This is a genomic window from Bacillus sp. FDAARGOS_527, assembly GCF_003812125.1.
GTDB lineage: Bacteria > Bacillota > Bacilli > Bacillales > Bacillaceae_G > Bacillus_A > Bacillus_A paranthracis.
Genome location: NZ_CP033795.1, coordinates 1,618,228 through 1,642,636, shown reverse-complemented (window position 1 = coordinate 1,642,636; position 24,409 = coordinate 1,618,228). Strand labels below are relative to the sequence as shown.

Here is a 24,409-nt window from a genome sequence, read left to right as displayed (position 1 = left end):
ATGTATTTATGCAAAATATACATCGGTTAACAAAAACGAACATACATTCTCATAAGTGTATTGTCTATAAAAACGATGAGTTTGTCAATTATCTACATTCTTATTTCTTCTTAAATAATGCTGTCCAAAGAAATGATTCTCCAAACATAGTATTTGGTTGTTCAATCTGTTCCATCTTTCTAATTTCAATCACTTCAAATCCTTTAAATATCTCTCTTAGTTTTTCTTCCGAATAAGCAAGACCACCTTGCAGACTCCATCTTCTATATACGTCCCAATCTGTTATTTCTGAGCCATTTCGCTCATCTAAATCGCCTGCCGCAAAACACGTTAATCCGAAATAACCACCTGATTTCAATGCGTTTTTAATTAAATCCACATAATTGACTCTTCTATGTGGTGGAATATGATGCAAACAGCCCGAATCGTATACAAAATCAAATTCATTTTGAACCTCTAAATTGAAAATTGAATTACAAATAAATTCAATTTCTACTCCTTTTGCTAACGCCCTCTCTTTCGCCCAGCTAATGCCTTCTATAGATAAATCTACTGCTGTTACATCAAACCCTTCATTTGCTAGATAAATTGCGTTTCTACCCGGACCACATCCAAGTTCCAGTACTTTTCCTTTTGAAACCCGCTTTTTTTGTATATACGAAACTAGATTCTCATCTGGAACATTTTCAAAAAACGGAACATCTTTTTCTCTATTCGCATAAAATTCATTCCAAAATGGTTCTGCTGGTCTTAATAATGAATCCAGCATTTTAATAATATCTTCTTGCGTGTGCAACGTTTCATTTTTCATTTGCACCCCTCCAATTTTAATATTCAGAAAATTATTATATATCTTTTAGAACTTTAAGACAAAGAAAAACTCCTACATTCAATAGGAGTTTTTCTCTTTAAAATCCAAGTACAGCTAACCAGTTTAACAACTTCTCTTCTCGCGCTTTTAAATCATCGTTCCTAAGCTTACCTAACTGTAACTCACTAACAATTTCTCCGTCCGCCATAAAGAGCACTCTTTCTGTTTTCGCTGCTACCTTTACATCATGAGTCACTAACATAATAGTAGTTCCATCACGATTAATATTTAATAAGATTTGCATTACTTCTTCTGTTGATTTTAAATTTAGAGCACCAGTCGGCTCATCTGCAAAAATAACATTTGGATTATTAATGAGCGCTCTACAAATAGAGACTCTTTGTAATTGCCCCCCAGATGCTTCGGTTATATAATGTGACGCTATATCACTTATCCCCATATTCTCCATTAGCTCTAGAGCACGTTTATTTACTATTTTCTTACTCTCACATTTCGCTAAATATGCTGACAAGATGATATTATCAAATAGATTCAAGTTTCTAAGAAGGTTGCTCTGCTGAAAAATAAATCCTATTTCAGTCAGGCGCAATTTGGCTAACGCTTCTTCTTTCATACAAGATATTTCTTTACTACCAATTTTCACACTTCCTGATGACATTTGATCCATTCCACTAATATTATATAGTAACGTCGATTTCCCAGAACCAGAAGGCCCCATAACCGATACAAATTCTCCCTCATAAACCTCTAAATCTATATTTTTTAGCACGTGATAATTTGCATTTCCATCTATTGAATATGTTTTGTTTACTTGCTTTACTTCTACAATTTTTTTCAAGTGATACACCCCTACTCCCCATTTGGCTTTACATCGTTTGTTTGCTTCATAGTAAAACTACTGAAAAGTGTTGTTGCAGTCACAGATATAAATAAAATAGCTGGACATATTATATAAGAAACGATAGGATTTACGACAAACTTTATATGAGCTGCTCCCATAAATGAGCCTAACCAACTTACTAACATTTCACCAAACGTAGCAGCTATACATGTCCCTGTCACAATGCCTAATAATACGATCACAATAGAACGAGTTATATACTGTATACGAATATCTTTATAAGAAAAACCGATATTTTTCATAATTAAAATTTGCGAAGAATCTTTTGCTAATAACATTTTAAAAAACATTGCAGTAATTAAAACTGATATCAATATCGCAATCAAAATAGCCACTTGAGTCACAAGTCTTAATTGTTTAATTGTCTCTCCTAAAGTTTGCGTTAAATAATCATCCGTATCTGTTATTTTTGCAGAACTAAATTTTTGTTTATACTCCTTCACTTTTTCTTGCAAATCAACATTAGACTTTAAATCTACATTTACTACATACCATAATATGTTTTCGTTATTATAAGAAAAGCTCGCTTTAGCTGTTTTCCCGCCATTTGTTACATCTTGATACATACCACTAATCGTAAGTGTTTTCTCTTTCCCATCAACAAATAAAACGATAGAATCCCCTACATTCTTTTTTAATTCATTTGCGTTCAAATAAGAAAGAGCAATTTCATTTTCATTTTTTGGTGCCCTACCTTGCATATAGTCTAATGGAAATGTAGTGAAGTCTCCCACTTCTACATGTAAGTTTTCATGTGTACCATCAGCGCTTACCATTTTAAATGTACTCGTTACAAATGTTGCATATTTTTCTACTTCATCATCATTTCGTAAATATGATATAACGTCCTTAAATCGTTTCTCTATATTTTCAGTTTGCTGTAAATCTATTCGAATATCACTTTTTCCTGTTCCCATATAATTAACAAACTTCGGTGACTGAATCGTATACAAAAAGTTAATAGGTACAACAATCATAAACACAGCTATTATTAATACGATACTTAATACGCGATATAACTTAAATCTTTTTATAACATCTTGTATACCAATAAATATATTTACATTTGTAAATTTAGTTTGTTTGAGTGAAAAGGATTTTCTAATCTTTCTTTTTCCTAGTTTATCTCTTGATTGTAAAGCGTCTATTGCTGTAATTCCCCTAAAATTCCGCAAAATAATACGACAGAACAGGATAACGACTAAAAATAACAATGTTGTAATTATGAATGGCACAATATTGTGTAAAATGCTTTTATTTGCCGCCCCCATATAAAGGGTGATATTTGAAGTGAAGATTTTTGTAATAAATAGTGAGAGTATATATCCACTTATACATCCACCAGCTGAAATCACAATATATTTTGTTATATATAATTTTTGAATATCTTTGTTATGAATCCCAATTGCTTTCATAACACCAATTTCTCGATAATCTTCTTCCATCGAAGTAATGATCGTAAATCTAATACATAACATTGCAATTAACATTAATAATCCACTTATTATGATAAGTACTGCAGCTATTATTCCATCTGTTAATGAATTGAGTGTTTTAAATAGTGAATACGTAATAGAGGGACCTTTTTGTGGTAAGTTCGATGACTCGTATAGATTTTCAAATTCATTTATTTTATTTTCGTCTGTTAGCTGGAATTCAATAAGATATTCGCTTTCTCCAAAATTTCTTTTTATTCTTTCAAAATCTTTATTGCTTATTACAAATCGTTTTGAACTAACGATTGATGGGTTCATTTGAACATCACGAACAAATGCTGAAATCGTAAATTCCAGTTCATTATTATCTTTAATAACCCATATTTTATCTCCCATCCGCAAATTATATTTTTGCATATAATAAATGGGTACACCTATTTCCCCTTTCCTAACATCGACCACTTCATTATTTAAATTTAATAAAAAATCAAACTTACTATTTTGTTTCACGAAACTAATGTCCATTACACTATTATGTTCTGCTTGATTTTTCTTTTTAATAAAAATGTTAGATCCATTTATTTGAACCATCTCAGCCGTTTGCTGTTTTTTTACAAACGGATTTTTTTCTACAAAGGAATCAATTGACTTTTGATTTACTTCTCCTGCATGCATTTGTACGAAGTGCGGTGCGTTTGATACTTTAACCAATTGATCCATTGAGTTCAATAGATTGATAACATTACTTGAAGCACTAGCCATTAAAAGACTTGATAACATGATAAACATAAATAAAATAGTAATTATCATTTTATTTTGAGAGAAATCTCTTTTTAACATTCTCCTAATCATATAAAGCTAGTTCCCTTCATTCGATAGTATTTTCTTCGTCACAACTGCTATTAATAACATTATGAAACTAATAACTAATATAGGTAAATAAATTTTCATACTGAATTCTTCAAACATAAAACCATAAACGACTTGCCCAATCGGTGCCATGCATTGGGATACCGCTGTTATAATTGCCATTACTTTTCCTAAGTTCTCATTTGGTGTTTTCTTTTGAACTACAGTAATCACATAGATGGATACAATTGTCATGATCATTGCAATTAAAATAGAAGCAAGTATAAAGAGGATAAATGGTGGATAGTGTCCTAAATTAAGAATAAATGGTGTGACCGATAGCGCCACCGGTATTACTAATAGAGCTATAATAAGCATCCAATAATATAATGTTTTCATCTGTAACTTTTTAGCAAAGAAACCGATTGACAATGCACCTAATATGGTGGCAAAATCAATTAACCCCATCCCAATTCCATACATCGTATCGCTAATCTGCATAGTTATTCGTAAAATAATAGGTCCTCCAACAATAAATAACGGTGTCAAAATTAAGTTTAGTAAAGTTGCAAGTAACATAGCTTTCAAAATAAATGGTTGTTTTAAAACATATATAAACCCTTCTTTCATATCCTTTACAATTGTCGGTATGATATGGCTTTCTTGTACTCTCTTTATAAAAGGTATTGTAATAAACATTTCTAAAATCGCAGATAAAAAGAAAGCAAGACAACTTATTATCAAGAGCATTTTCAAACCAATTATGCCGTACAATATTCCTCCTAATACAGGAGCAACTATATTAGATAATGCTTGCACACCATTTACGATACCGTTCGCTTGTTCTAATTTTTTCTCTGGAACTAATTGCGGAATACTTGCCATTACAACTGGTGCGTACATTGCATTAACGATTGCTAGTAAAAACATAATTGTTCCAATCAATAGGATAGATACAGATCCAGTAAATAACAAAACTATAAAGCTTAATACAATCGCAGCGTTTATAAAATCAAATATAACCATTACATTACGGCGATTGAAACAATCTGCTATCGCTCCCCCAAGAGGAGCTAGCAAAAACGGAATACTCGTTACTGCATATAATCCTGCGAATATATCAGCACGCCCAGTTATATCTAGTACATATAATGACAGCGCAAAACGTAAAAGTGTTGAACCCAAAATAGTAATAATTTGCCCACTCACCATTAAATAAAAATCTTTCATCGAAGGTTTTATACTAATAAATATCATAATCACGCCCTTCATTTAACCTAGACCGACTGTCGGTCTATAATAAACAAACAGAAAAACATTATTTCTGTTTCATTAAAACCTCCATCATATAATCAAAGGATCCTTCTTTCGCTCCAACAGATACTTCCATCATTTTAATATAAGCTTTAGCTCTCCTCATCATTTCTTCCGGTTTCCATTGGAATAACCCATCATCAAATATGACTTGCGCTGAGGATAGTAATAGTTCAATCGTTTCTTGTGGGTATGAAGTTGAAAATATCCCCTCCTCAATTCCTTGCTCTAAAACTTCCGTTAATACAGGAGATAAATGAATAATAGATTGTACTAAACTTTTTTGATGCATTTCTGCATTATTTGGTTGATGAAATTGCTCAATCATTTTATCTTTTACATCCCCTGATTTTGGCGATTGCTCTATTAACACTCGAAATAACTTTTCTAATACTGGTATATTTGGATTAGAGACGATTACTTTCGCTTTAGCAACATCTTCTTTAATAATCCTCATAATAATCTCATCCATTACTTCCTCTTTTGACTTAAAATAGTGATAAAAAGTCCCCTTTGCTATCCCTATCTCTTTTAAAATGTCATTTACTGTTGTTTTCGTATAACCTTTCGTAATAAATAAACGTTCAGCCGTTTCTAAAATTTCTTTTCTACGCTCCTCATATTCCTTTACTATTCGCATTCAAGTTCCCCTTCCCATCAGACCGACTGTCGGTCTATTTAAATTATATGCTTAGTTAGTAAAAAGTTTCCTATTATCGTATATATACAACTCCCTACTTTCTATTTCCTTTATAAATTTTTATTTTTCAACGTCCGTTTAATTTGTTTAAAATGTATCTCATGTTTCTTACCGTCACCTTTCATTTGAGGAAAAGAACGATGCCCCCGCTTGATCCTATTTTTCTTGATTCTTCATTCAAACGCACAATACTTTGTAGTTTTTCAGCACCTTTACCACAAATCTACGCATCTCCTTTTCATCGATGACTTCAAAAAATGAAAATTGATTCATACGAAACGGTTTCCCTCTGTTCGATCTATTTACTTATGAATGGATTATTTTGTTAAGTTCCAATATGTAATTTTGCATATTTCATACTTTTAATTTTTGCACATGCGATAATTTATTTATAAAAATATAAATTATTAATAAGGGTGATTTATATGAGCAAGTTCCGAAATAAGATGATTAAATATTTGCAAACATTTTGGGGATGCTTAGCATTTGGTGTATTAATGTTTGCTATCTTCTTAATTATGGATTTAACAGATGCATCTTTAAATACATTAAGCTGGAGAGACTGGCTAGGTTCTGTAGCAAGCGCAGCTATTTTATCTGTTGGGATGTTTACTTTAAATAAATTGGATTTAAAATAAATATTCGGTCAATACTGAATGTAGGCTGTATGCCAACATTCATGTAAAGTATTCTTCTCTGTATCTCCTTGTATTGAGCAGTTAGCTTTTGCTAGCTGCTCTTTTATTTTGATCCAGTCCTTACCTCTTAAAGAAGTCTTTAACTACGCTTTCCCAATAAATACACATATTTATTCCCCTTTACTATAAAATGAAATCTTTATTTTGTTATACGCTTCCATTCGTTCCATATGCATTCTCCCTTTCTCAACTATTAACCGGACAAGCATATATTATTGTATGGAGGAATCCACTCATAAAAATCTACCTTTCTTGTCAAAGAGCATGCTTATATGTATGTTCCTTTTTATTATGTTTCCTTTCATTTCTAAATAGCATTTTTAACTCTATTCATACTATTTTTTCAACTTTAGGTTACAAACTATTTCTGTAAGCGTAGTATCTCCTTTGTACAATAGGCAATTAGTATTACCCATAACAGTACACTTCTGCACTATTCACTATAAATTTTCATATATTGTATTGTGCTTGTCCAAAACGTGAGGTTGTTACTCACGCAATCTAAATGAAAGAAAGGAGTGAAAATATGCGATCATCTAGTCGTAAGCTCACGAACTTTAATTGTAGAGCACAAGCCCCCAGTACACTACCAGCTCTCGGTTTTGCTTTTAATGCTACTTCACCTCAATTTGCTACACTATTCACGCCACTACTACTACCTAGTACGGGCCCAAATCCAAACATTACTGTCCCTGTAATCAATGATACAATTAGTACAGGAACTGGTATTAGAATTCAAGTAGCTGGTATTTATCAAATCAGTTATACATTAACAATCAGCCTCGATAATGTTCCAGTAGCCCCGGAAGCAGCGCGCTTTTTCTTAACACTAAACTCATCAACTAATATTATTGCAGGATCAGGAACCGCAGTCCGTTCTAATATCATTGGCACTGGTGAAGTAGATGTATCCAGCGGTGTCATTCTAATAAACTTAAACCCTGGTGATTTAATTCAAATTGTACCCGTTGAAGTAATTGGTACAGTAGATATTCGTTCTGCCGCTTTAACAGTTGCACAAATTCGTTAATAAAAACAATATGCTTGGCTAATTAACATTTAATATTCCTTATACACCCCAAAATATATGTTATAGATTTGACACACATTTATATCAAACAAGCATATTTTATTGTATGGTGACTATGTAGTCACACAAATCTAAAGCGTTCATAAGAGCACACTTATATGTGTGCTTTATTTTTTATGAAAATCAAGCTTTAATATAGCTATTCTGTTTTACTTTATACTCATCACTCTTTTGAACATTTACCTTTTTATTGTTATATTTGCTCATTCTTTTTCTACTTTGTTTTACTAATTAGTTGATTAATTTCGCAAACACCATTTATTAAACATTCCATGTTTCTTCACCCCCTGAATATTTTCCAAATAAAAATACATACTATTTTCAAGCCGCCGTGTCCACGGCTAATACTTCTTTCTTTTGTTACAGCAGAAGCAGATAGATTTTTCACTTATCTGCTTTCTCTGTATATTTTTTAGGGAATCGAAAATAATACGAACAAGCTGTTTGAACTAGCAGCTTCACTCTTCTCGCAATGGGGATGCAAATTATCACAATTAGCTAACTCATTGAGCTCACTGGCAGACAACCAAAATCGTTGTCTGCTTTTTGTATGAGATTTTTTGTTTTACATATACTACTTTTGAACCTGCAGACCAATACGAGCCATTTTGGTGCTTGGGATTTCCCTTCCGGGGATAAGTATTTTTTACTTATCCCTTTTTTGTATAGACACTTATATTTAGGGTAAAACTAATCACAAGCAGATTTTCTGTTTATGCGTAGTTCTCAACAAGATTACTTTTTCTCCTATTAAAGGACAGCAGGTACGACTGCTAGTCCTTTTTCTTATTTCGCATACTATCCCTTCTGTTAACTTCACACTACATTATCTTCATCGCCGTAGTAAGTAACTTCCCAATAAGGATGGCAGTTGTGCATCTCGAGTTCCCATCGAACAAAACTAACAAAGTTACAAATTTCTTTCACCAAATCGGCCAATTCTTTGTTTGCAAAAGATGTTTTTATATCGTTATACCAATTGATTTTTTCATAATTCGTATCATCATCAGAGGAGCTAGTACGAATTGCTTTCTCTCGATTTTTTTCGATTAAATATTGTCCATACGTAAGTTGCACTTGTTCTTGAATTACGACATGGTTGTAATACCCTTGTTCTACTGGTTTTGGACTATAAACTTTCCTTTGTAAGTTTTAAATACGGTGAATGAAATTTCCGTTTTTTTCTTGCTATCATCCTTGTTCTATACAAACAAAAAAAGAGCCACAACATTTTGCGACTCTTTACAATTATAACTATTTAACGGCCACGTCTTTGCTGACCTTGCTTTGTACTACCTTTTTTATTACTTGGCTTATTAAATGATCGGTTGTTTTCATTTCTTGAACTATTTCTTGCATCACTTCTTGAGCCATTTCTCGAACCACGTCTTGAATCACTTCTTGAACCTTCACGGCTATCTCTTTGACGATACTCGCCTGATTTCTTCGGAGCCGGCCTTGGTACCGGTTTTCCATTTTCATCTACACGTTTTATCTTCGGTTGTTCGATTATTTCTCTTTGTATTGGTGCACCAAGCGTTTTTTCAATTTCTTCTAAATGTTTTTCATCTTTCGCTGCAACGAACGTAATTGCAAGACCTGATCCACCTGCACGTCCTGTCCGGCCAATGCGGTGAATATAGCTTTCTACATCTTCAGGGATATCATAGTTAAATACGTGCGTTACACCATCTACATCAAGTCCACGAGCTGCTACATCCGTTGCAATTAAGTACTGAATTTTTGCTTCGCGGAAACTCTTCATAACTCTTTCACGTTTCGCTTGAGGTATATCACCATGAAGTTCAGCACAATTATAACCTAGTCCTTTTAAATTATCATAAAGCTTACTCGCTCTAACCTTTGTACGACAGAAAATAACTGCTAAAAATGGCTGATCACGGTCCATAACAAAACGAAGTGCATCTGGCTTTGCACGATCTGTCGTCTCAATGACACGTTGCTCTATTGTATTTACCGTTACTTCTTCACTTTGTACTTGAACCATTTGCGGTTCATCCATATAACGCTTTGCCAATTTTTTAATATCTTTTGGCATCGTTGCTGAGAATAACATCGTTTGTTTACTACCAGGTGTCTCATCTAAAATATCTTCAATATCATATAAGAAACCGAAATAAAGCATTTGATCCGCTTCATCTAGTACAATGGTTGTAAGATTACTCAAATCAATTGTTTCACGTCGTATATGATCTAATAATCGTCCTGGTGTCGCAACAACAATATGTGTATTACCTTTTAACTTTCTCAATTGTTGTGCTACATCTTGACCGCCATAAATCGCTAATACATTAATATCTTCTCTTTGCACAAGCATTTTTTTAATTTCAGTTGTAATTTGCAGTGCTAGTTCCCTTGTTGGTGCAACAATTAAAGCCTGAACATCGCTACATTCTGGATCGATTTTTTCTAAAATTGGTAACACAAATGCTAACGTTTTACCCGTTCCTGTTTTCGCCTGCCCAATAATATCTTTACCTGACAGTATAACAGGAATTGCCTGCTCTTGAATTGGGGTTGCTTCTGTAATTCCATTTTCACGTAATGTATGATTAAACGTTTCACTAATTCCTAATTCTAAAAAGTTTTTCACATTGACCACTTCTTTTCCTTATTTTTCACATTAGCTTTCATTGTACCATTTGTTTCCCCAAATATGAAAAATAAAAAAATTCTTATCTTCTTTTTTTATATTCATCATGTACTAGTTGGACAAGTTCTTTTTGTTTTTTCTCAGAATTTATTAATGCTTCCATGTTAGCAGAAGACAAAATGAACTTCTTAACTTTTCTATTACTCCAAATTAATCTTGTATACTTTGTATCTTCGTGTAACTTTCGAAACCACTCAAATTCGCTTAATTTGGCAATATGATGTTTTAATTTCATGTCATTTCGAGGATAAAATGTAATTATATCCATTATTACATCAAACAATAAACTCATCTTCTCCCCTCCAATACATATATTTCAATGTTATAGGGGAGCTAAGCTCTACAGCTTAAAAAATAATATAAAAGCATTATATAATCCTCATTTTGATTCAGCATATGAACTTATCTTTCAGAAGAATGGTTTTCAATATATACTTGCAGTTGGTAACAAACGCTATATACAAGGAAAATATAACGTAAAGGCTTTAATTCAAATTGCAGAATCTATGAATTAAAAAACCGATCTTTTCTATATAAGAAAGATCGATTTTTTATTATTTTATATATTGACTTTCCCTCCATGATAGCAATAATACTTTACAGCTTTAAGGTCTTTAATCCTCTTTAAAGACTCTTCCGCTTTTTCTATATCTAAACAAAAATTCGGATTAGCTATTACTAATTCACCATTATCTTGAACGGCTGCATCTCCTGTAATTACACTGTGTAAGTCCGGAAAATATAATGAAATATGTCCCGAAGTATGTCCTGGGGTCGCTACTATTTGACATTCACCATTCAAAATCATTTGTCCATCATGTACTTTTTCATCGACGAAAATATGTCTTATATTTTTTAACTGTTGTATAAACCATTTACCAAATTCTTTTTCTTCATTTGGCATACGTTCTAACATTTCTTCTGCTTGAACTAATCTCTCTGATTTTATATCACCATTAATGTAGTTAGATTCAATTTCACTAGCAATAATATTAACTTGAGGATATTTCACTTTAAAATCATATAAAGATCCTATATGATCGTCATCATAATGAGTAATAATTATATTTTTTAAGTTTTTCATCTTGTATCCATGTTTTAAAATTGCCTCTTCAATTAAAGGTAAAAAATTCATATACCCTGTATCTACTAAAGTTAATTCATCGTTTACTATTATTAAACTTGGATAAATACATTGTTTTTGCTCGTTAAATTCGAATTCAATTGGTAGTTCTATTATCTTCATTTTTCTTCCCCCATACCACTTAATAAATGTTTAATAAAAACTAAATCATTTACATACATTTCGTTCAAATTTACGTTTAATGTGTACTTTCTATATAGCAAAGAAAAAAGCATCCGTTATGAATGCTTTCCTTATCTTACCTGTTCAACTACATAAATCAACTTAGGTCTATCCGAAACCTGATATGTATAGTCTTCATTTTTATGCATATATGTTTCTATCCTATTTATCACTTCAAACATTCTGTCTGAATTCGCACTGAAACGAGATACTGAATCACATAAAACTATTGAACCTTTCTTGTAAAAATTAATAATTTCATAAATATCTCGTTCTAAACAAACTTCCCCTACTTGCAAATCCTCTTTCGCTTCATAGTTATAAATTCCCATTCCCATCTTCCCCTCAAATTGTATTTTTTTCTTACAATATCCCCTTGTTACATAAATAATACCACGATAAAATTCTAAAACTCAAACTCATCGGCTTCATCTGAAAAATAAAAAAAACATCACCGAAGTGACAACTTTTAAGAAGATGAGAGAAAAGAGAGGAAAAATAATTCAAAACAAAGTAACACCTGAAATGCTAGATGAAGCAGCTAATCGATTAATAACAGAATCACATTAGAAGCTTATGAATCACCAGCGAGTAAAGGGGCTATTCAAGAATTACTAAATTTCTCACCAATAGATTATTTAGAAGTAATTCAACATTGTACGAATGCAGAGATTAATGTAAAAAATGAACTTTAATACGTATTACCACCAAACATTATCTACGTAGTACCTTTACTTGGAACGAACACATACACTGTATGTTGTTACATAACCAACATTCTATTATTTTGAACAGGTAATTCCCTATTTTTATTGAAATATACATTAAGAAAAACTATGAAATTGATTAGTCTCTCACTTCTTTGTCTATCCTTTTAAAAAATCTATTTTTTGTAAAAGGAGTGTTTATATGGAGAAACAGACACTTTGGAAAAAATTCAAGAAAAGCTCAGCAGATCTCGGTAAATCTAGCGTATATGAAAGTATTATTTTATATTACACAATGAGAAAAAAAGGGTTACCTACTAAAGCGAAATTCATCATATTAGCCGCTCTATCCTATTACGTATTAACAATCGACTTTATTCCAGATATAGCTGCTATTATTGGGATTGGCTTATTAGATGATGTTTTGGCGATCGCTGTAGCTCATAAATACGTGATGCGCCATGCAGACGCTGAAATTCGAGAAAAGAGCAAAGTAAAAATGGAGTCATTATTTACTCCCGCACAAACATAATGAAAAAGGAGCTAATATAATATTACTTAGCTCCTTTTTCATGAAACTATTTCACTTCATTCGCCACAAAAAATTGTTCACAAACACTCGATATACGCTGTAAGTCTACGTTCCCACCAGATATAACTGCTACTACTTTTTTTTCTTTAATATATGTATCCACTTTCCCTGCAAGTAGAGCAGCAGTAGCTAATGCGCCTGCACCTTCTACAACAGCTTTCCCGCGTTGTAATAAGTCTTTCATCGCTACTTCCAGCTCTTTTTCTGATACTGTTACAATATCATCTACTAATTCTTTTACAACTTCAAAAGTTAAATTGCCTGGTACTTTTACCGCGCAACCATCTGCTATCGTAGGTGCCTCATAATGTTCTATAATTGTACCTTTGTCATAAGATGCCTTCATCCCATGAACATTTTCTGCTTGGACACCAATTATATGAATCGACGGATTAAAAGATTTTAATGCAACAGCAATTCCAGAAATAATTCCTCCTCCACCAATTGGTACAATGACCGTATCAACATCCCACATACCATCAAGAATATCTAATCCTATTGTACCTTGACCAGCCATTACTTCTACATCGTCATATGGATGTAAGTATGTTTCACCTGTTTCTCTAATAATCTCCTCACATTTTGCCTTCGCATCATCAAAGGTTTCACCATGTAAAACCACTTCAGATCCATATCCTCTCGTTGCATCAACTTTCGCTTGAGGGGCAGAAATCGGCATTACAATTTTACTTTTAATACCGAGTAAATGAGCAGATAAAGCAATTCCTTGCGCATGATTACCAGCAGAACAAGCAATTACTCCTCTCTCTTTTTCTTGATCTGTCAGCTGTGACATTTTATTAAACGCACCACGGAATTTAAACGAACCTGTTAATTGCATATTTTCTAATTTCAAGTGAATTTCTCCACCTGTTTTACTAGTCAAATAAAATGATTTTACTAATGGAGTTTTACGAACATTTCTGTCCAAAATAGTTTGAGCTTTTTTAATATCGTCTATATGCAATGGTAGTTTTTTAGTTATCATACTAACACCTCTTCCAATGTTCTATTCCTAAGTTTTCGTAAGTCGCAGCTCCTTTATACGAAATGAAAAAGTCTTTATATATGTACCCCACTCTGTAATACATACATCTGCAAACAATTTAACATCCTCTTCATATCACGTTCTTTATAATGATTTAGGCATGCGATTTGGATCCAGTTATTCTTTTGTAAGTACGCTGATTCATAATGGACAATATATCCTTGTAATGCTAACGCATCACCGACCGCTTTAGAAGAAAGACCTTCATTTAATTGAATCGTAAGTATAATTGGTGCGGCATGTTCTTTAGGTGAAACAAGTTTTAGGCCTATACTAGTCATAGCTTCTTCCATATAATCATATGTCTCTTTAATTTTTACAAATGCTTTTTCATCTTCAAATCTCTTCAACGCTTCTTGCAATGCATAAATTAAATTCCATGAATGGGAATACGGAATACTTTCATTTTCTTCGTACATACCAATATCCATATAGGCTGGTAATGTCTCGTTTACTTTCACATTATGATTATGAAAAACGAAAGATAATCCAGTAAACGATTTAATTGCCTTTCCGCTCACGCCACTCGCAAAATATACATCCTTTAAATCTATCGGTATCGCTCCAATTGAGCTAATACAATCTACACATAGTTTCACTTTATACTTTTCACATAAAACATTTAGCTCGTCTAAATCATTTAACATTCCAGTTGATGTTTCATGGTGAACAAACCAAAGCCATTCATAATGTCCAGCTCCCATTATTTTTTCCAATTCTGTATAGATAAACGATTCTCCTATTTCTTTTTTATACGTATCAAAATGTAACTCTGCACGTGTTGCATGCCCGACTAATCTATTACCAAATTCCCCATTTGTTAATACGAGCCCCTTTCCTTTTAAAGAACGTAACTGTAAAGCAATGGCATCATTCGCTAATGTCCCTGTTCCTAACATCATTTGCACACGTTTTGCTTTTGTCATTTGAAGTAATCGTTTCTTTACATTATCCATCGTCACTTGAAATGACTTAGAACGGTGTGAAATAGGCTTAGTAGAAAATGCCTTTCGAACATTCTCTTCAATATCTACTGGGCCGGGTAAAAACGTATACTCTTTCGTCATAATTCCCCCAACACTCGACGCTTCAAACATAGCAGGGGTAACATACATGGGCTGGAATGCTGCTGCTTCTGTACCAACTAACGAATGGAAAGATTTGAATCCCATTTGCTCATATAAAGGTAGTTCACGTGTTGTTGCAGAAATGAGTGCCAATTCATATCCATTTAGAAGCAAATAACGATGTAAAAAGCGAATTAAACCTAATAACGCTCTTCCATTTCGATATTCACTTTCTACTGAAAGTAAACGAATTTCATATACGTTTTCTCCATGTTCTTGCAAATAAAAATCTAGATTTGAAATTTTATAATCTAACGAGAATGGTCGTTTTCCTCGCAACGCAACCATACCTACTAACTTATCGTCATCTAAACAAATTAAATATGTATTTTCTTCATGAAAACGATCTATACGAACACGATCTTTCGTTTCTTCATGTTGCGGAATTTCTTCTACAAATGTTTTATAATTCAATTTATGTATACTTTCAAATTCCCAAACTTGATCAGCAACTTTATAAATTAACCCCATGCCCTATCTCCTTTATCTATTTAATAAAAAATGATAAGTGGAGATTAACCCCACTTATTAAATGTTTATTTCATTCGCGATTTACATATAAAATAAGTACAATGATGAGTGCACTTAAAATAGTCGTAACAATTGAGTAAGAATACAAAATCATGCAAAGTGGTAAACAAGCAATTGTAATTAGTCCTGGCTTCGTAAATCCTTTAAAGATTAAATAAAATATAATGAAAACTGCAACAAGGGTAAGCGCTATTAAATAATTAAATGCGATTAATCCTCCGATAAATGTTGAAATACCTTTACCGCCCTTACCTTTAAATAAAACTGGATAAATATGTCCAATTATTACAGCCAATAATGTTAGCATTACAAATGTAGAATCTTCAAAAAGGTATTTTGCCATAGAAACAACGATTGCCCCTTTGATCGCATCGCCTAAAAATGTAGCGACGAAATACCCTTTTCCATACACACGGCCCATGTTTCTTGCACCAGGATTACCACTTCCTTCATCACGAATATCAACGTTATGTCTCCATTTCGTTACTATATAAGCGGTCAATATGTTTCCAAATAAATAAGAAGCGACCAAATACAAAAATTGCATACTATTAATCATGTAATCATTCACTTTCTACGTAGGAGTACTTATACAATATTCAAGAACTATGTATATTGTACGTTTCTATCCACATCCCTTTATACATTTTAACATCATATATTTACAAATCATACAAAAATTCTCATACAGCTATTTTTTAAAATATGTATTTTTCATTAAATAATATGTTCCTTTCACTGCAGATTGTGATTGTGATATAAATGTAACTTTTCCTAAGCTTTTCTCACAGCATTTCTTAAATTCATCATATATTTCAGGAACGAAACGCAATATGCTACCACTTACTGCAATGGAAGCTGATAAATCAAATTGCATCTTGTTATAAACATCTATTGTAATCCTTGCTAATTCCTTTCCAGCTTGCATCATAATTTCATGTGCAGCATCATTCCCATTTCTAGCTTCCCGAACAACGAATGGTGCGATTGCTGCAACTTTATCTTTTGAAGAACTATAAACTAGTCTTTTTATATGAGACGATGTTAATAATTGAAACTCATCTTGAATCCTTAAGCTTAATGGACAAAGTCTAACTCCTTGATCCAATTGATTTACCATTCTCTTTAAAGCTTGTAATGCAATCCAATATCCGCTTCCTTCATCTCCTAAAATATGTCCCCATCCGCCGCTATACTCATGTACTTCTCCTTTTCTCCCTAGACAAATCGCACCTGTGCCACCAATCGTTAAAATTCCATCCTTTCCTTCTAAAGCGGCGGCATGTGCTATCATTGCGTCATTAAAAACTTCAATTTGTATTCCGTACTTCTGTTTTAGACGTAATGTTAATTCATTTATATTTGCTCCGCTTATACCTGCTAATCCTAAACAAATACACACACAATGCTCTTTCACTACACTTATCTGGCAATGATCAATCGCTTCCATAATATGCACAAGAGCTTCTTCAAAATCTATTAATATGTTTCCAAATCCACTAGTAGCTCTTACAAGTTCATTTCCGTCTTTATCAAATGCAATTGCTTCTGTCTTCGTTCCCCCGCCATCTATTCCAATCATATACTTCATATACGTTCTCCTCATTTTCTTCATATTGAAGGGTACGTTACATTCCCTAAAACTACAGATTTCTTTGCACCTGTTGCGCTCGGCACGTTACTCGGATTACGATGATATGTTTCATTTGCTAAAATGGCAAAGGCGATTGCTTCTTTCGCTTCTGAAGAATAGCCTATATCTTCTTGAATGAATATTGTACATTTTTCATCCTTCAATCCATACCGTATCATTTCAACAAGTGTGTCATTATAACTGCCGCCACCGCCTAAAATTACCTCAGCAATTTCATAATACGGCAGAATAAACTCCTTATAATGATAAACAATTGAACTTGCTGTAAACATCGTGACAGTCGTTAATATATTTTCTTTACTATACTTTTCATACCGCTTCAATAACTGACTTACAAACTCTTCACCAAACTGTTCTCTACCAGTTGATTTCGGTGGATTCATTTTCAAAAATGGATGATTCATACAATATGTCAAAATTTCATCTACAACTTCACCCTGTTCTGCAATTTCACCATTTTGATCATATGGCAACTGAAATAACCTTTGACATACTTCATCAATTATCATATTACCCGGACCAGTATCAAAAGCTATAACGTTCTGATCACTTTTTTGACTTGGTATTACTGTAACATTACCAATCCCACCAATATTTTGTAGTAGTCTATTTTTACTTGGGTCACGATACAAAATAACTTCTGAATATGGTACAAGTGGTGCACCTTGTCCTCCTGCTGCCATGTCCATCGTTCGGAAATTTGAGATAACCGTCGTGTTCGTGTCATACGCTATTACTGCAGGCTCCCCAATTTGCAATGTGGAAGCTATCATATTCCCTTCTGGCTTTGGCTGATGGTAAATCGTTTGTCCGTGAGAACCTATCAAATCTAATTGTTCCAAAGAAAAATTGGCCTCTTTACAAACTTCTTTTACAGCGTTGGCGAAACATAAACCTAACTTAAAATTTAAACTACATATGAGTTGGACATTTGAATTTTCTATTGATAATGCTTGTTGTATTTCACTTTTTATATCATTACAAAATGGAACTGTAGTAAAATGGATGAGTTTAACCTTAGAATCTACACCACTCCCTTCTATACGAACGAGCGCTACATCTATTCCATCTAATGACGTACCGGACATTACACCTGCAATATACATAACATGCGTGACCTCCTATTTATTAAAAAACAATCATGTAAGTTACAAACGTACAACCGATCGAAAAGAATATAAATCTAAAAAACAACTGAGCTTTCGATGCAAACGATCCATCAATGAAAGAAACAACTACTGTAAGCAAAATGCTTGCCGCAATGCTTGTAACAAACCATATACTATGCATTTGTGATAGATGTAGCATTCTTAATAAAGGCACAAAAAGTAAATTCGCACATATCACTCCAAATAATAATAAAAATACACCTTTATAACTAAATTTTATATTCATTCCATTTCATCCTCTCTGGACTTCATGTGAAAGAAGTGATAGGCAAAATACCTATCACTCATAAATTAAAGCATAAAGATTATGGATTAACAGATTCGCCTTCACCATTCTTCTCAATTTCAAGCATATTTTTGTCGTACATTTTAAAGAATGGTAAATATATAAGGAACGATATTGCTATATTTATAAAAACTAATACAATCGCACGCCAATCCCCACCTGTTGCTAAATAAGCACCAATTGGAGCAGGTAATGTCCATGGCGGCATAATATGCGTTGGTGTTACAAATCCCATTGCAGTTGCAGAATATGCAACAGTTGCCGTTACAAGTGGTGTAATGATAAATGGGATAATTAAAATTGGATTTAGTACAATCGGCAAGCCGAATATGACTGGCTCATTTATATTAAAAATACCCGGAACAATACAAGTTCTTGATAATGCTTTCGAATATTTTGATCGACCAAATACAATCATAGCTAATACAAGCCCTAATGTCGCACCAGAACCGCCAATCCATATAAACCATTGATATAACGGCTCTGGTGAAATAAATGGCAACTGATCTGCTCCACTAGCAACTGCTTCTCCATTTTTCCCTAGATATACTTCCCATAATGGCCGAGCAACAGTTCCAACAACCGACACACCATGGATTCCGAATGACCAAAAAAACGTAATTAAAAACACTGGAATCATTACACCGAAGTAACTATCGCCAGCTTTTACTAATGGTGCTGCTAGTTTATCAACAACATGGTGTAAATCAATGCTAAAAACGACAGTTACTAGACTCATAATAATAATAACGAATGCAGCAGGTATAAGTGCTTCAAACGAACGCGACACAGATGGCGGTACTTGTTCTGGCATTTTAATCATTACATTTTTCTTCTTACAAAACCTTAAAATCTCTACGGATAAAATAGAAACAATCATCGTCACGAATAATCCATGACCTCCAAGATTTGTCATCGGAAGCATAAATCCTTTTTTATCAATTAATTCAGGAGTTAATGTTAATAGCAGTGAACATACTGCAAGCTGTGCTCCTGATAAAGCATCTAGTTTATAACTTTTCGCCAAATTATATCCTATTCCAAATGCTATATATAAAGACATAATAAACATCGTTAGGCGATATGGTATTAATATACTTGTTTGATTTTTTAATGCCCAAACAGATATGAAACTATCTTTCGGTAATGGTGGAAATGCTACGATTAAAAAGAAACTTCCTACGATGATAAATGGTAATGCTGAAATCACTCCATCACGGATTGCTTGTAAATGCCTTTGTTCAGAAAGTCTTGCCATCGGTCCAGATAAGTTTTTATCAAGAAACGTGACAAACTTATTCATAACGGTTCCCCCTAACGAATTAAATCATTTACAGTCTTTAATAAAGTCGGTCCACCAAGCGGCGTATACGCTTGCGGCGGAATGATACCACACGGAATAGACTCCTCTTCTGCAAATTTTTTTACAGAGTCAAATCGATGTCTAACTTGTGGTGCAACCATTACAACGTCCCAGCCATTCTTTACTTCTTCCTCTACCTCATTTGTTCCAATCGCATACACTTCCATGTTCATACCCTTTTTCTCCGCCTCCTTTTTTAAAGCGTTTACAACAATTGCGCTGGACATTCCTCCAGAACAAACGAACAAAACCTTCATTTATGAATCCTCCTATACTTATAATTTACTACCCTTCAAATGAAAGGAAGTTTCACTTTACTAACAAGCATATGAAGTAGTAAATGAATTTAGTTATAATGAAAGTAAATTTCACCAAAAATATTTTTCCTATTAAATTAATGTTTCAATATGCAATTTTCTCTATTGCAAGGCCAACCTCACCTCGAATATTATTTTAGATAATCATATGATAGGGAGGCGTATACATGATCGTTAAACGTTTGTTTATGATATGCTGCATCGTCATCTTGTTCATCCCTTTCTCTTTCATTTCCCCTCACTTTACTTATGCTGAAGTAACTACTACGTACAAAAAACACGAATTACGTGCTGTATGGATTGCATCTGTTCTTAATATTGATTGGCCCTCAAAAACTGGCTTACCAATTGAAAATCAAAAACAAGAATTTATTGAATTATTAGACGATGTAAAAAACACTGGTATGAATGCCGTCATTGTACAAATAAAACCAACTGCTGATGCCTTTTATCCTTCCAATTACGGCCCTTGGTCTGAATATATTACCGGTACACAAGGAAAAGATCCCGGATACGACCCACTAGCATTTATGATTGAAGAAGCACATAAAAGAAATATAGAATTCCACGCATGGATTAATCCATACCGAATAACGATGAATCACACTGATATAAATCGATTATCAAATAATCACCCTGCAAGACAGCACCCGGATTGGGTTGTACCTTATGGCGGAAAATTATATTACAACCCCGGTATTCCAGAAGTAAAAAAGTTTATAACTGAAGGTGCTTTAGAAATCGTACAAAATTACGATATTGATGCGTTACATATGGATGATTATTTTTATCCATATAAAGTAGCGGGCGAACAATTCCCCGATCAAAAAACGTATGAAACATATAATAACGGTAGATTTACAAATATAGAAGATTGGCGACGTGACAACGTAAATGAGCTTGTAAAAGATTTAAATGCTACTATCAAACAAGAAAAATCATACGTAAAGTTTGGCATTAGCCCATTTGGCGTATGGCGAAATATAGCTGATGATCCGACTGGCTCAAACACAACTGCCGGCCAAAGAAACTTTGATGATCTTTATGCTGATACACGTGAGTGGATACAAAAAGGTTACATTGACTACATCACACCGCAAATATATTGGAATATAGGTTTCACTCCTGCTGCGTATGACATATTAGTAGATTGGTGGGTAAAAGAAACAAATAATAAACCGATCCACCTATACATCGGTCAGGCGGCCTATAAAATTAATAATAATTCTGTCCCAGCTTGGTCTGATCCAGAAGAATACCCAAGACAAATTGAATTAAATCGGTTATATCCTGAAATAAAAGGTAGTATGCATTTTAGCTTGAAAGATATTAATAACAATCCACTAGGAATTAAAGATAGACTCTCAAAAGACATATATAAATATCCTGCATTAATCCCCTCTATGCCTTGGCTTGATCATGATCCACCAAAACAACCGACTTTAAAAGGTGCTATTCCAAGAGATGAAGGTATTGCTGTAGGTATCGTTGATAATAGAGAGAATGACTCTGCTTATTACGCCATTTATCGCGCGAATGGAAAAAATGAAGTGGATATACAAAATCCGAAAAATTTACTTACTACTGTAAGAAAAACAAAACTTGGAGAAATTTATGTAGATAAAGCAGTTATTTCTGGTGAGACGTATACGTATGTAGTAACTGCAGTTGATCGATTGCATAATGAAAGTGTTGCTTCTAGTCCTACTATCGTTAAAGCGAAATAATAGCTAATAAAAAGGCGCCTTAAAGCTAAGTATTATAGCTTTAAGGCGCCTTTTTATTTATTTTTAAACTTCTCAGTCGCTGCTCTCATCTTCACATTCAAATCGTGATCAATCGAGTCACGAATATCCCGCTCTACTACTTCCATTTCTTTTTGGAAATTTTGTAAGTAGATTTTCAATTCTTCTTCTTTTTCGGGACGTTGTGATGGTGGTAGTTGCACCACTAAAGATAACATCGCTATTAAATCTTTCATTAAGAACGTTTCAAGTTTATGTTGTTGTTCAAACATACGTTGCTCTTGATAGTATGGCAGTGCATTTAATACTGAAATTGTAATATCATCAACTGTTTTTTGTAATGAAGGATTTATTGAGCGTTTATACGCTTGAATTGTATTTAATGCATCTGGATATCGATCATAAAAATACAATTTATAAAACGATAAATCTGTCGGTTTTACTGTTTGCTGCGTTTCTTGTCTTAAAAAATCTTTTACTTTCATCGCTGCTACATCAATATCTTCATTAGTAAGCTTTTTCGTCGTTTTTGCCATTACATGTACTTTTTTCTGTTTTTCTTTCGGTAACATTGAGAATACTTGCTCTCTCGTACGTTGACCTGATGCACAGAAAAGCGTATTTAATATATGTTGTTCTTTTTTTCCTTCCGTACGAATCCAACGATAAAAGAGTGGATGTTGTGTAAATTCTTGTAGAAACGGTAATGATTTATTCGATAACTTATCTAAAGAATCGTGTGCTCTTTTATATGGCTTCGTCCACGAAAAATACAGTTTACGTCCGAAATATACAACTAAAACAACGACAGTAAATGCGATTAAAAACAATGTACCGAGTAGTAATAATACAGTTTGAATAAAACTCATTTTTTCACCTCCTCTAAAAGTCTGCTATTTTCTTGGGCGCTGAATGAGTTTTTGTTTCATTTCATCATTAAATGTGTCCAGTTCAATAACAAACTTTTTACTTGACTCGATAATACGTTCTGACGATTTTTCAGAAGCTTCAATTGCAGCAAATACGTTTTGGAATGATTCACGTAATTTATCCATGCTAATTGCAGGATTTTCAAGTAATTTCGTTGTTTCTTCTGTATTTTGTTTTAATGCCTGAGAATTACTTAATACCATAGACTCAATTGCTTCATTTGTTGCATTCACTGCATCAATTGTTTTACGCTGATTTGTTAATGCTAACTGGATAGCAGCAGAAACTGTTACAACGTTTTGCGTCATCGTAATTGCATTACGAATTGCCTCTGTTAACTTTTCATTATTTTTCTTAATAATGTCTACTGATGCGATAGATTGTAATAACACACTTTTCGCTTGCTGCATATTGCGCGTACGCACTAAAATCTTTTCTAATGCATCATTAATTAATGGAATATCCCTTTGACGTTCTGGATTTTGTTTCTCAGCTTCCAGCATGCCAGCAAGTTTTTTCCCTAAGTATACTTGCTTATCAAGCGCATGAATTTTATCGTGTGATTGCTCTTTAAGCATTTCAAGACCGACTGTATCTTCTTGTAAATTATCACGACCAATTAGAAGCGATCTTATAATCTCCTCAATTTGCTTATCTATAGATTGATATTTATGCACGTATGTTTCAAGTGGATTTTTCTTGAATACTTTAAACATAATTTTTTTCATACCACTTGCTTTTAATGAATTCGGATCAAGCTCTGATACCACTTTTCGTAACTCTAACAATGTATTTGGAATTTCTTCGTTCTTTCCATTCATCATCGCTGTGACAGGACGTTTTAATGCTGATAACGTTTGTCCTGCTGCTTGTTGCTCTTTATCCCCTAAATCTCCTAGCTGAGACAATACTTTCGATAAATCTGTATTTTGCTCGCTATTTAATTTTTGTACATAAAGATCGGCTTCTTTATTTAATTCATCAAGTTCTTCATCTTTTATAACTGTATCAACTACTACTTCTACATTATTATCTTTCACAATTGATACGGGTTCTTTTTTCTCGAGTTCAGTCAACAAAATCGCTCCTTTATTTATATGTGCGAATTTATGTGCACTATATTTCATCTAATATATTGTA

Annotated in this window: 24 protein-coding genes and 2 pseudogenes; 6 read left to right on the top strand and 20 right to left on the bottom strand. The window is 33.3% G+C overall.

The features are described from left to right. Nucleotides 1-100 precede the first annotated feature (100 nt). From EGX95_RS10820 to EGX95_RS10800, 5 genes are all read right to left on the bottom strand, one after another. Nucleotides 101-811 (bottom strand): class I SAM-dependent methyltransferase, encoded by a 711-nt coding sequence (locus EGX95_RS10820; RefSeq protein ID WP_000787481.1) that lies wholly within the window; start codon nucleotides 809-811, stop codon nucleotides 101-103. A gap of 97 nt (nucleotides 812-908) precedes the next feature. Continuing rightward, a complete protein-coding gene (locus tag EGX95_RS10815; protein ID WP_000724599.1) occupies nucleotides 909-1,670 on the bottom strand; it encodes an ABC transporter ATP-binding protein in 762 nt (253 codons plus the stop codon). 11 nt (nucleotides 1,671-1,681) lie between these two features. Beyond that, nucleotides 1,682-4,021 carry an ABC transporter permease gene (locus tag EGX95_RS10810; protein WP_002080522.1) on the bottom strand — a complete coding sequence of 780 codons (2,340 nt, stop codon included), beginning with the start codon at nucleotides 4,019-4,021 and terminating at the stop codon, nucleotides 1,682-1,684. 6 nt (nucleotides 4,022-4,027) lie between these two features. Continuing rightward, nucleotides 4,028-5,275 (bottom strand): MFS transporter, encoded by a 1,248-nt coding sequence (locus tag EGX95_RS10805; protein ID WP_000576283.1) that lies wholly within the window; start codon nucleotides 5,273-5,275, stop codon nucleotides 4,028-4,030. A 61-nt stretch (nucleotides 5,276-5,336) separates the two neighbouring features. Further along, nucleotides 5,337-5,972: a TetR/AcrR family transcriptional regulator gene (locus EGX95_RS10800; RefSeq protein WP_001223571.1), complete on the bottom strand. Its 636-nt coding sequence runs from the start codon at nucleotides 5,970-5,972 to the stop codon at nucleotides 5,337-5,339. Nucleotides 5,973-6,457: 485 nt separating this feature from the next. Here EGX95_RS10800 and EGX95_RS10795 point away from each other — a divergent pair, with 485 nt between their 5' ends. Further along, nucleotides 6,458-6,670: a hypothetical protein gene (locus tag EGX95_RS10795; RefSeq protein ID WP_000033168.1), complete on the top strand. Its 213-nt coding sequence runs from the start codon at nucleotides 6,458-6,460 to the stop codon at nucleotides 6,668-6,670. 586 nt (nucleotides 6,671-7,256) lie between these two features. Further along, nucleotides 7,257-7,760: an exosporium protein ExsF gene (exsF, locus tag EGX95_RS10790; RefSeq protein ID WP_001257912.1), complete on the top strand. Its 504-nt coding sequence runs from the start codon at nucleotides 7,257-7,259 to the stop codon at nucleotides 7,758-7,760. Nucleotides 7,761-8,636: 876 nt separating this feature from the next. On the opposite strand, the gene EGX95_RS10785 is transcribed toward exsF, so the two are convergent. The 3 genes from EGX95_RS10785 to EGX95_RS10775 all read right to left on the bottom strand — a co-directional run bounded on the left by EGX95_RS10785 (nucleotide 8,637) and on the right by EGX95_RS10775 (nucleotide 10,786). Further along, entirely contained in the window at nucleotides 8,637-8,897 is a 261-nt protein-coding gene (locus tag EGX95_RS10785) for a hypothetical protein (RefSeq protein WP_063246703.1), read from the bottom strand. A 181-nt stretch (nucleotides 8,898-9,078) separates the two neighbouring features. Next, nucleotides 9,079-10,443, bottom strand: coding sequence for a DEAD/DEAH box helicase (locus EGX95_RS10780; RefSeq protein WP_001992407.1), 1,365 nt, complete (start codon nucleotides 10,441-10,443; stop codon nucleotides 9,079-9,081). Nucleotides 10,444-10,516: 73 nt separating this feature from the next. Beyond that, nucleotides 10,517-10,786 carry a hypothetical protein gene (locus tag EGX95_RS10775; protein ID WP_000054541.1) on the bottom strand — a complete coding sequence of 90 codons (270 nt, stop codon included), beginning with the start codon at nucleotides 10,784-10,786 and terminating at the stop codon, nucleotides 10,517-10,519. Nucleotides 10,787-10,808: 22 nt separating this feature from the next. Between EGX95_RS10775 and EGX95_RS30735 the strand changes: the two are divergent. Beyond that, nucleotides 10,809-11,009: pseudogene (locus EGX95_RS30735) on the top strand (hypothetical protein); the annotation flags it as partial. A gap of 44 nt (nucleotides 11,010-11,053) precedes the next feature. On the opposite strand, the gene EGX95_RS10765 reads toward EGX95_RS30735, so the two are convergent. Together EGX95_RS10765 and EGX95_RS10760 are read right to left on the bottom strand one after the other, a co-directional pair. After that, nucleotides 11,054-11,740, bottom strand: a complete 687-nt coding sequence (locus EGX95_RS10765) for an MBL fold metallo-hydrolase (RefSeq protein ID WP_000691136.1) — start codon at nucleotides 11,738-11,740, stop codon at nucleotides 11,054-11,056. A 131-nt stretch (nucleotides 11,741-11,871) separates the two neighbouring features. Next, nucleotides 11,872-12,132 (bottom strand): hypothetical protein, encoded by a 261-nt coding sequence (locus EGX95_RS10760; protein ID WP_000513513.1) that lies wholly within the window; start codon nucleotides 12,130-12,132, stop codon nucleotides 11,872-11,874. 216 nt (nucleotides 12,133-12,348) lie between these two features. Here EGX95_RS10760 and EGX95_RS31045 point away from each other — a divergent pair. Next, a pseudogene (locus EGX95_RS31045) lies at nucleotides 12,349-12,492 on the top strand (SMI1/KNR4 family protein); the annotation flags it as partial. Between the two features lie 217 nt (nucleotides 12,493-12,709). Then, the gene (locus tag EGX95_RS10750; protein ID WP_000415065.1) at nucleotides 12,710-13,039 is read left to right on the top strand and encodes a YkvA family protein; all 330 of its coding nucleotides are present in this window, start codon (nucleotides 12,710-12,712) and stop codon (nucleotides 13,037-13,039) included. Between the two features lie 46 nt (nucleotides 13,040-13,085). On the opposite strand, the gene tdcB is transcribed toward EGX95_RS10750, so the two are convergent. The 8 genes from tdcB to EGX95_RS10710 all read right to left on the bottom strand — a co-directional run bounded on the left by tdcB (nucleotide 13,086) and on the right by EGX95_RS10710 (nucleotide 20,534). Next, nucleotides 13,086-14,087: a bifunctional threonine ammonia-lyase/L-serine ammonia-lyase TdcB gene (tdcB, locus tag EGX95_RS10745; RefSeq protein ID WP_000628918.1), complete on the bottom strand. Its 1,002-nt coding sequence runs from the start codon at nucleotides 14,085-14,087 to the stop codon at nucleotides 13,086-13,088. A gap of 74 nt (nucleotides 14,088-14,161) precedes the next feature. Continuing rightward, nucleotides 14,162-15,745: an aminotransferase class V-fold PLP-dependent enzyme gene (locus EGX95_RS10740; protein ID WP_000523075.1), complete on the bottom strand. Its 1,584-nt coding sequence runs from the start codon at nucleotides 15,743-15,745 to the stop codon at nucleotides 14,162-14,164. 70 nt (nucleotides 15,746-15,815) lie between these two features. After that, nucleotides 15,816-16,364: a glycerol-3-phosphate 1-O-acyltransferase PlsY gene (plsY, locus tag EGX95_RS10735; RefSeq protein ID WP_000610862.1), complete on the bottom strand. Its 549-nt coding sequence runs from the start codon at nucleotides 16,362-16,364 to the stop codon at nucleotides 15,816-15,818. A 132-nt stretch (nucleotides 16,365-16,496) separates the two neighbouring features. After that, nucleotides 16,497-17,396 carry a BadF/BadG/BcrA/BcrD ATPase family protein gene (locus EGX95_RS10730; RefSeq protein ID WP_000876573.1) on the bottom strand — a complete coding sequence of 300 codons (900 nt, stop codon included), beginning with the start codon at nucleotides 17,394-17,396 and terminating at the stop codon, nucleotides 16,497-16,499. Between the two features lie 20 nt (nucleotides 17,397-17,416). Then, nucleotides 17,417-18,565, bottom strand: coding sequence for an anhydro-N-acetylmuramic acid kinase AnmK (anmK, locus tag EGX95_RS10725; RefSeq protein ID WP_000274984.1), 1,149 nt, complete (start codon nucleotides 18,563-18,565; stop codon nucleotides 17,417-17,419). Between the two features lie 22 nt (nucleotides 18,566-18,587). Further along, the gene (locus tag EGX95_RS10720; RefSeq protein ID WP_001021968.1) at nucleotides 18,588-18,854 is read right to left on the bottom strand and encodes a hypothetical protein; all 267 of its coding nucleotides are present in this window, start codon (nucleotides 18,852-18,854) and stop codon (nucleotides 18,588-18,590) included. A 79-nt stretch (nucleotides 18,855-18,933) separates the two neighbouring features. Further along, nucleotides 18,934-20,217, bottom strand: coding sequence for a PTS sugar transporter subunit IIC (locus EGX95_RS10715; RefSeq protein WP_001032281.1), 1,284 nt, complete (start codon nucleotides 20,215-20,217; stop codon nucleotides 18,934-18,936). 11 nt (nucleotides 20,218-20,228) lie between these two features. Continuing rightward, on the bottom strand, nucleotides 20,229-20,534 hold the full coding sequence (locus EGX95_RS10710) for a PTS sugar transporter subunit IIB (protein ID WP_000865891.1): 306 nt from the start codon (nucleotides 20,532-20,534) through the stop codon (nucleotides 20,229-20,231). Between the two features lie 227 nt (nucleotides 20,535-20,761). On the opposite strand from EGX95_RS10710, the gene EGX95_RS10705 reads away from it, so the two are divergent. Further along, complete coding sequence (locus EGX95_RS10705) at nucleotides 20,762-22,321, top strand: glycoside hydrolase family 10-like protein (protein WP_000635972.1); 1,560 nt, start codon at nucleotides 20,762-20,764, stop codon at nucleotides 22,319-22,321. A gap of 53 nt (nucleotides 22,322-22,374) precedes the next feature. On the opposite strand, the gene EGX95_RS10700 is transcribed toward EGX95_RS10705, so the two are convergent. Both EGX95_RS10700 and EGX95_RS10695 read right to left on the bottom strand, forming a co-directional pair. Further along, nucleotides 22,375-23,208, bottom strand: coding sequence for a DUF3974 domain-containing protein (locus EGX95_RS10700; protein WP_000008358.1), 834 nt, complete (start codon nucleotides 23,206-23,208; stop codon nucleotides 22,375-22,377). 24 nt (nucleotides 23,209-23,232) lie between these two features. Further along, nucleotides 23,233-24,345: a toxic anion resistance protein gene (locus tag EGX95_RS10695; RefSeq protein WP_000137402.1), complete on the bottom strand. Its 1,113-nt coding sequence runs from the start codon at nucleotides 24,343-24,345 to the stop codon at nucleotides 23,233-23,235. Between the last annotated feature and the right edge of the window lie 64 nt (nucleotides 24,346-24,409).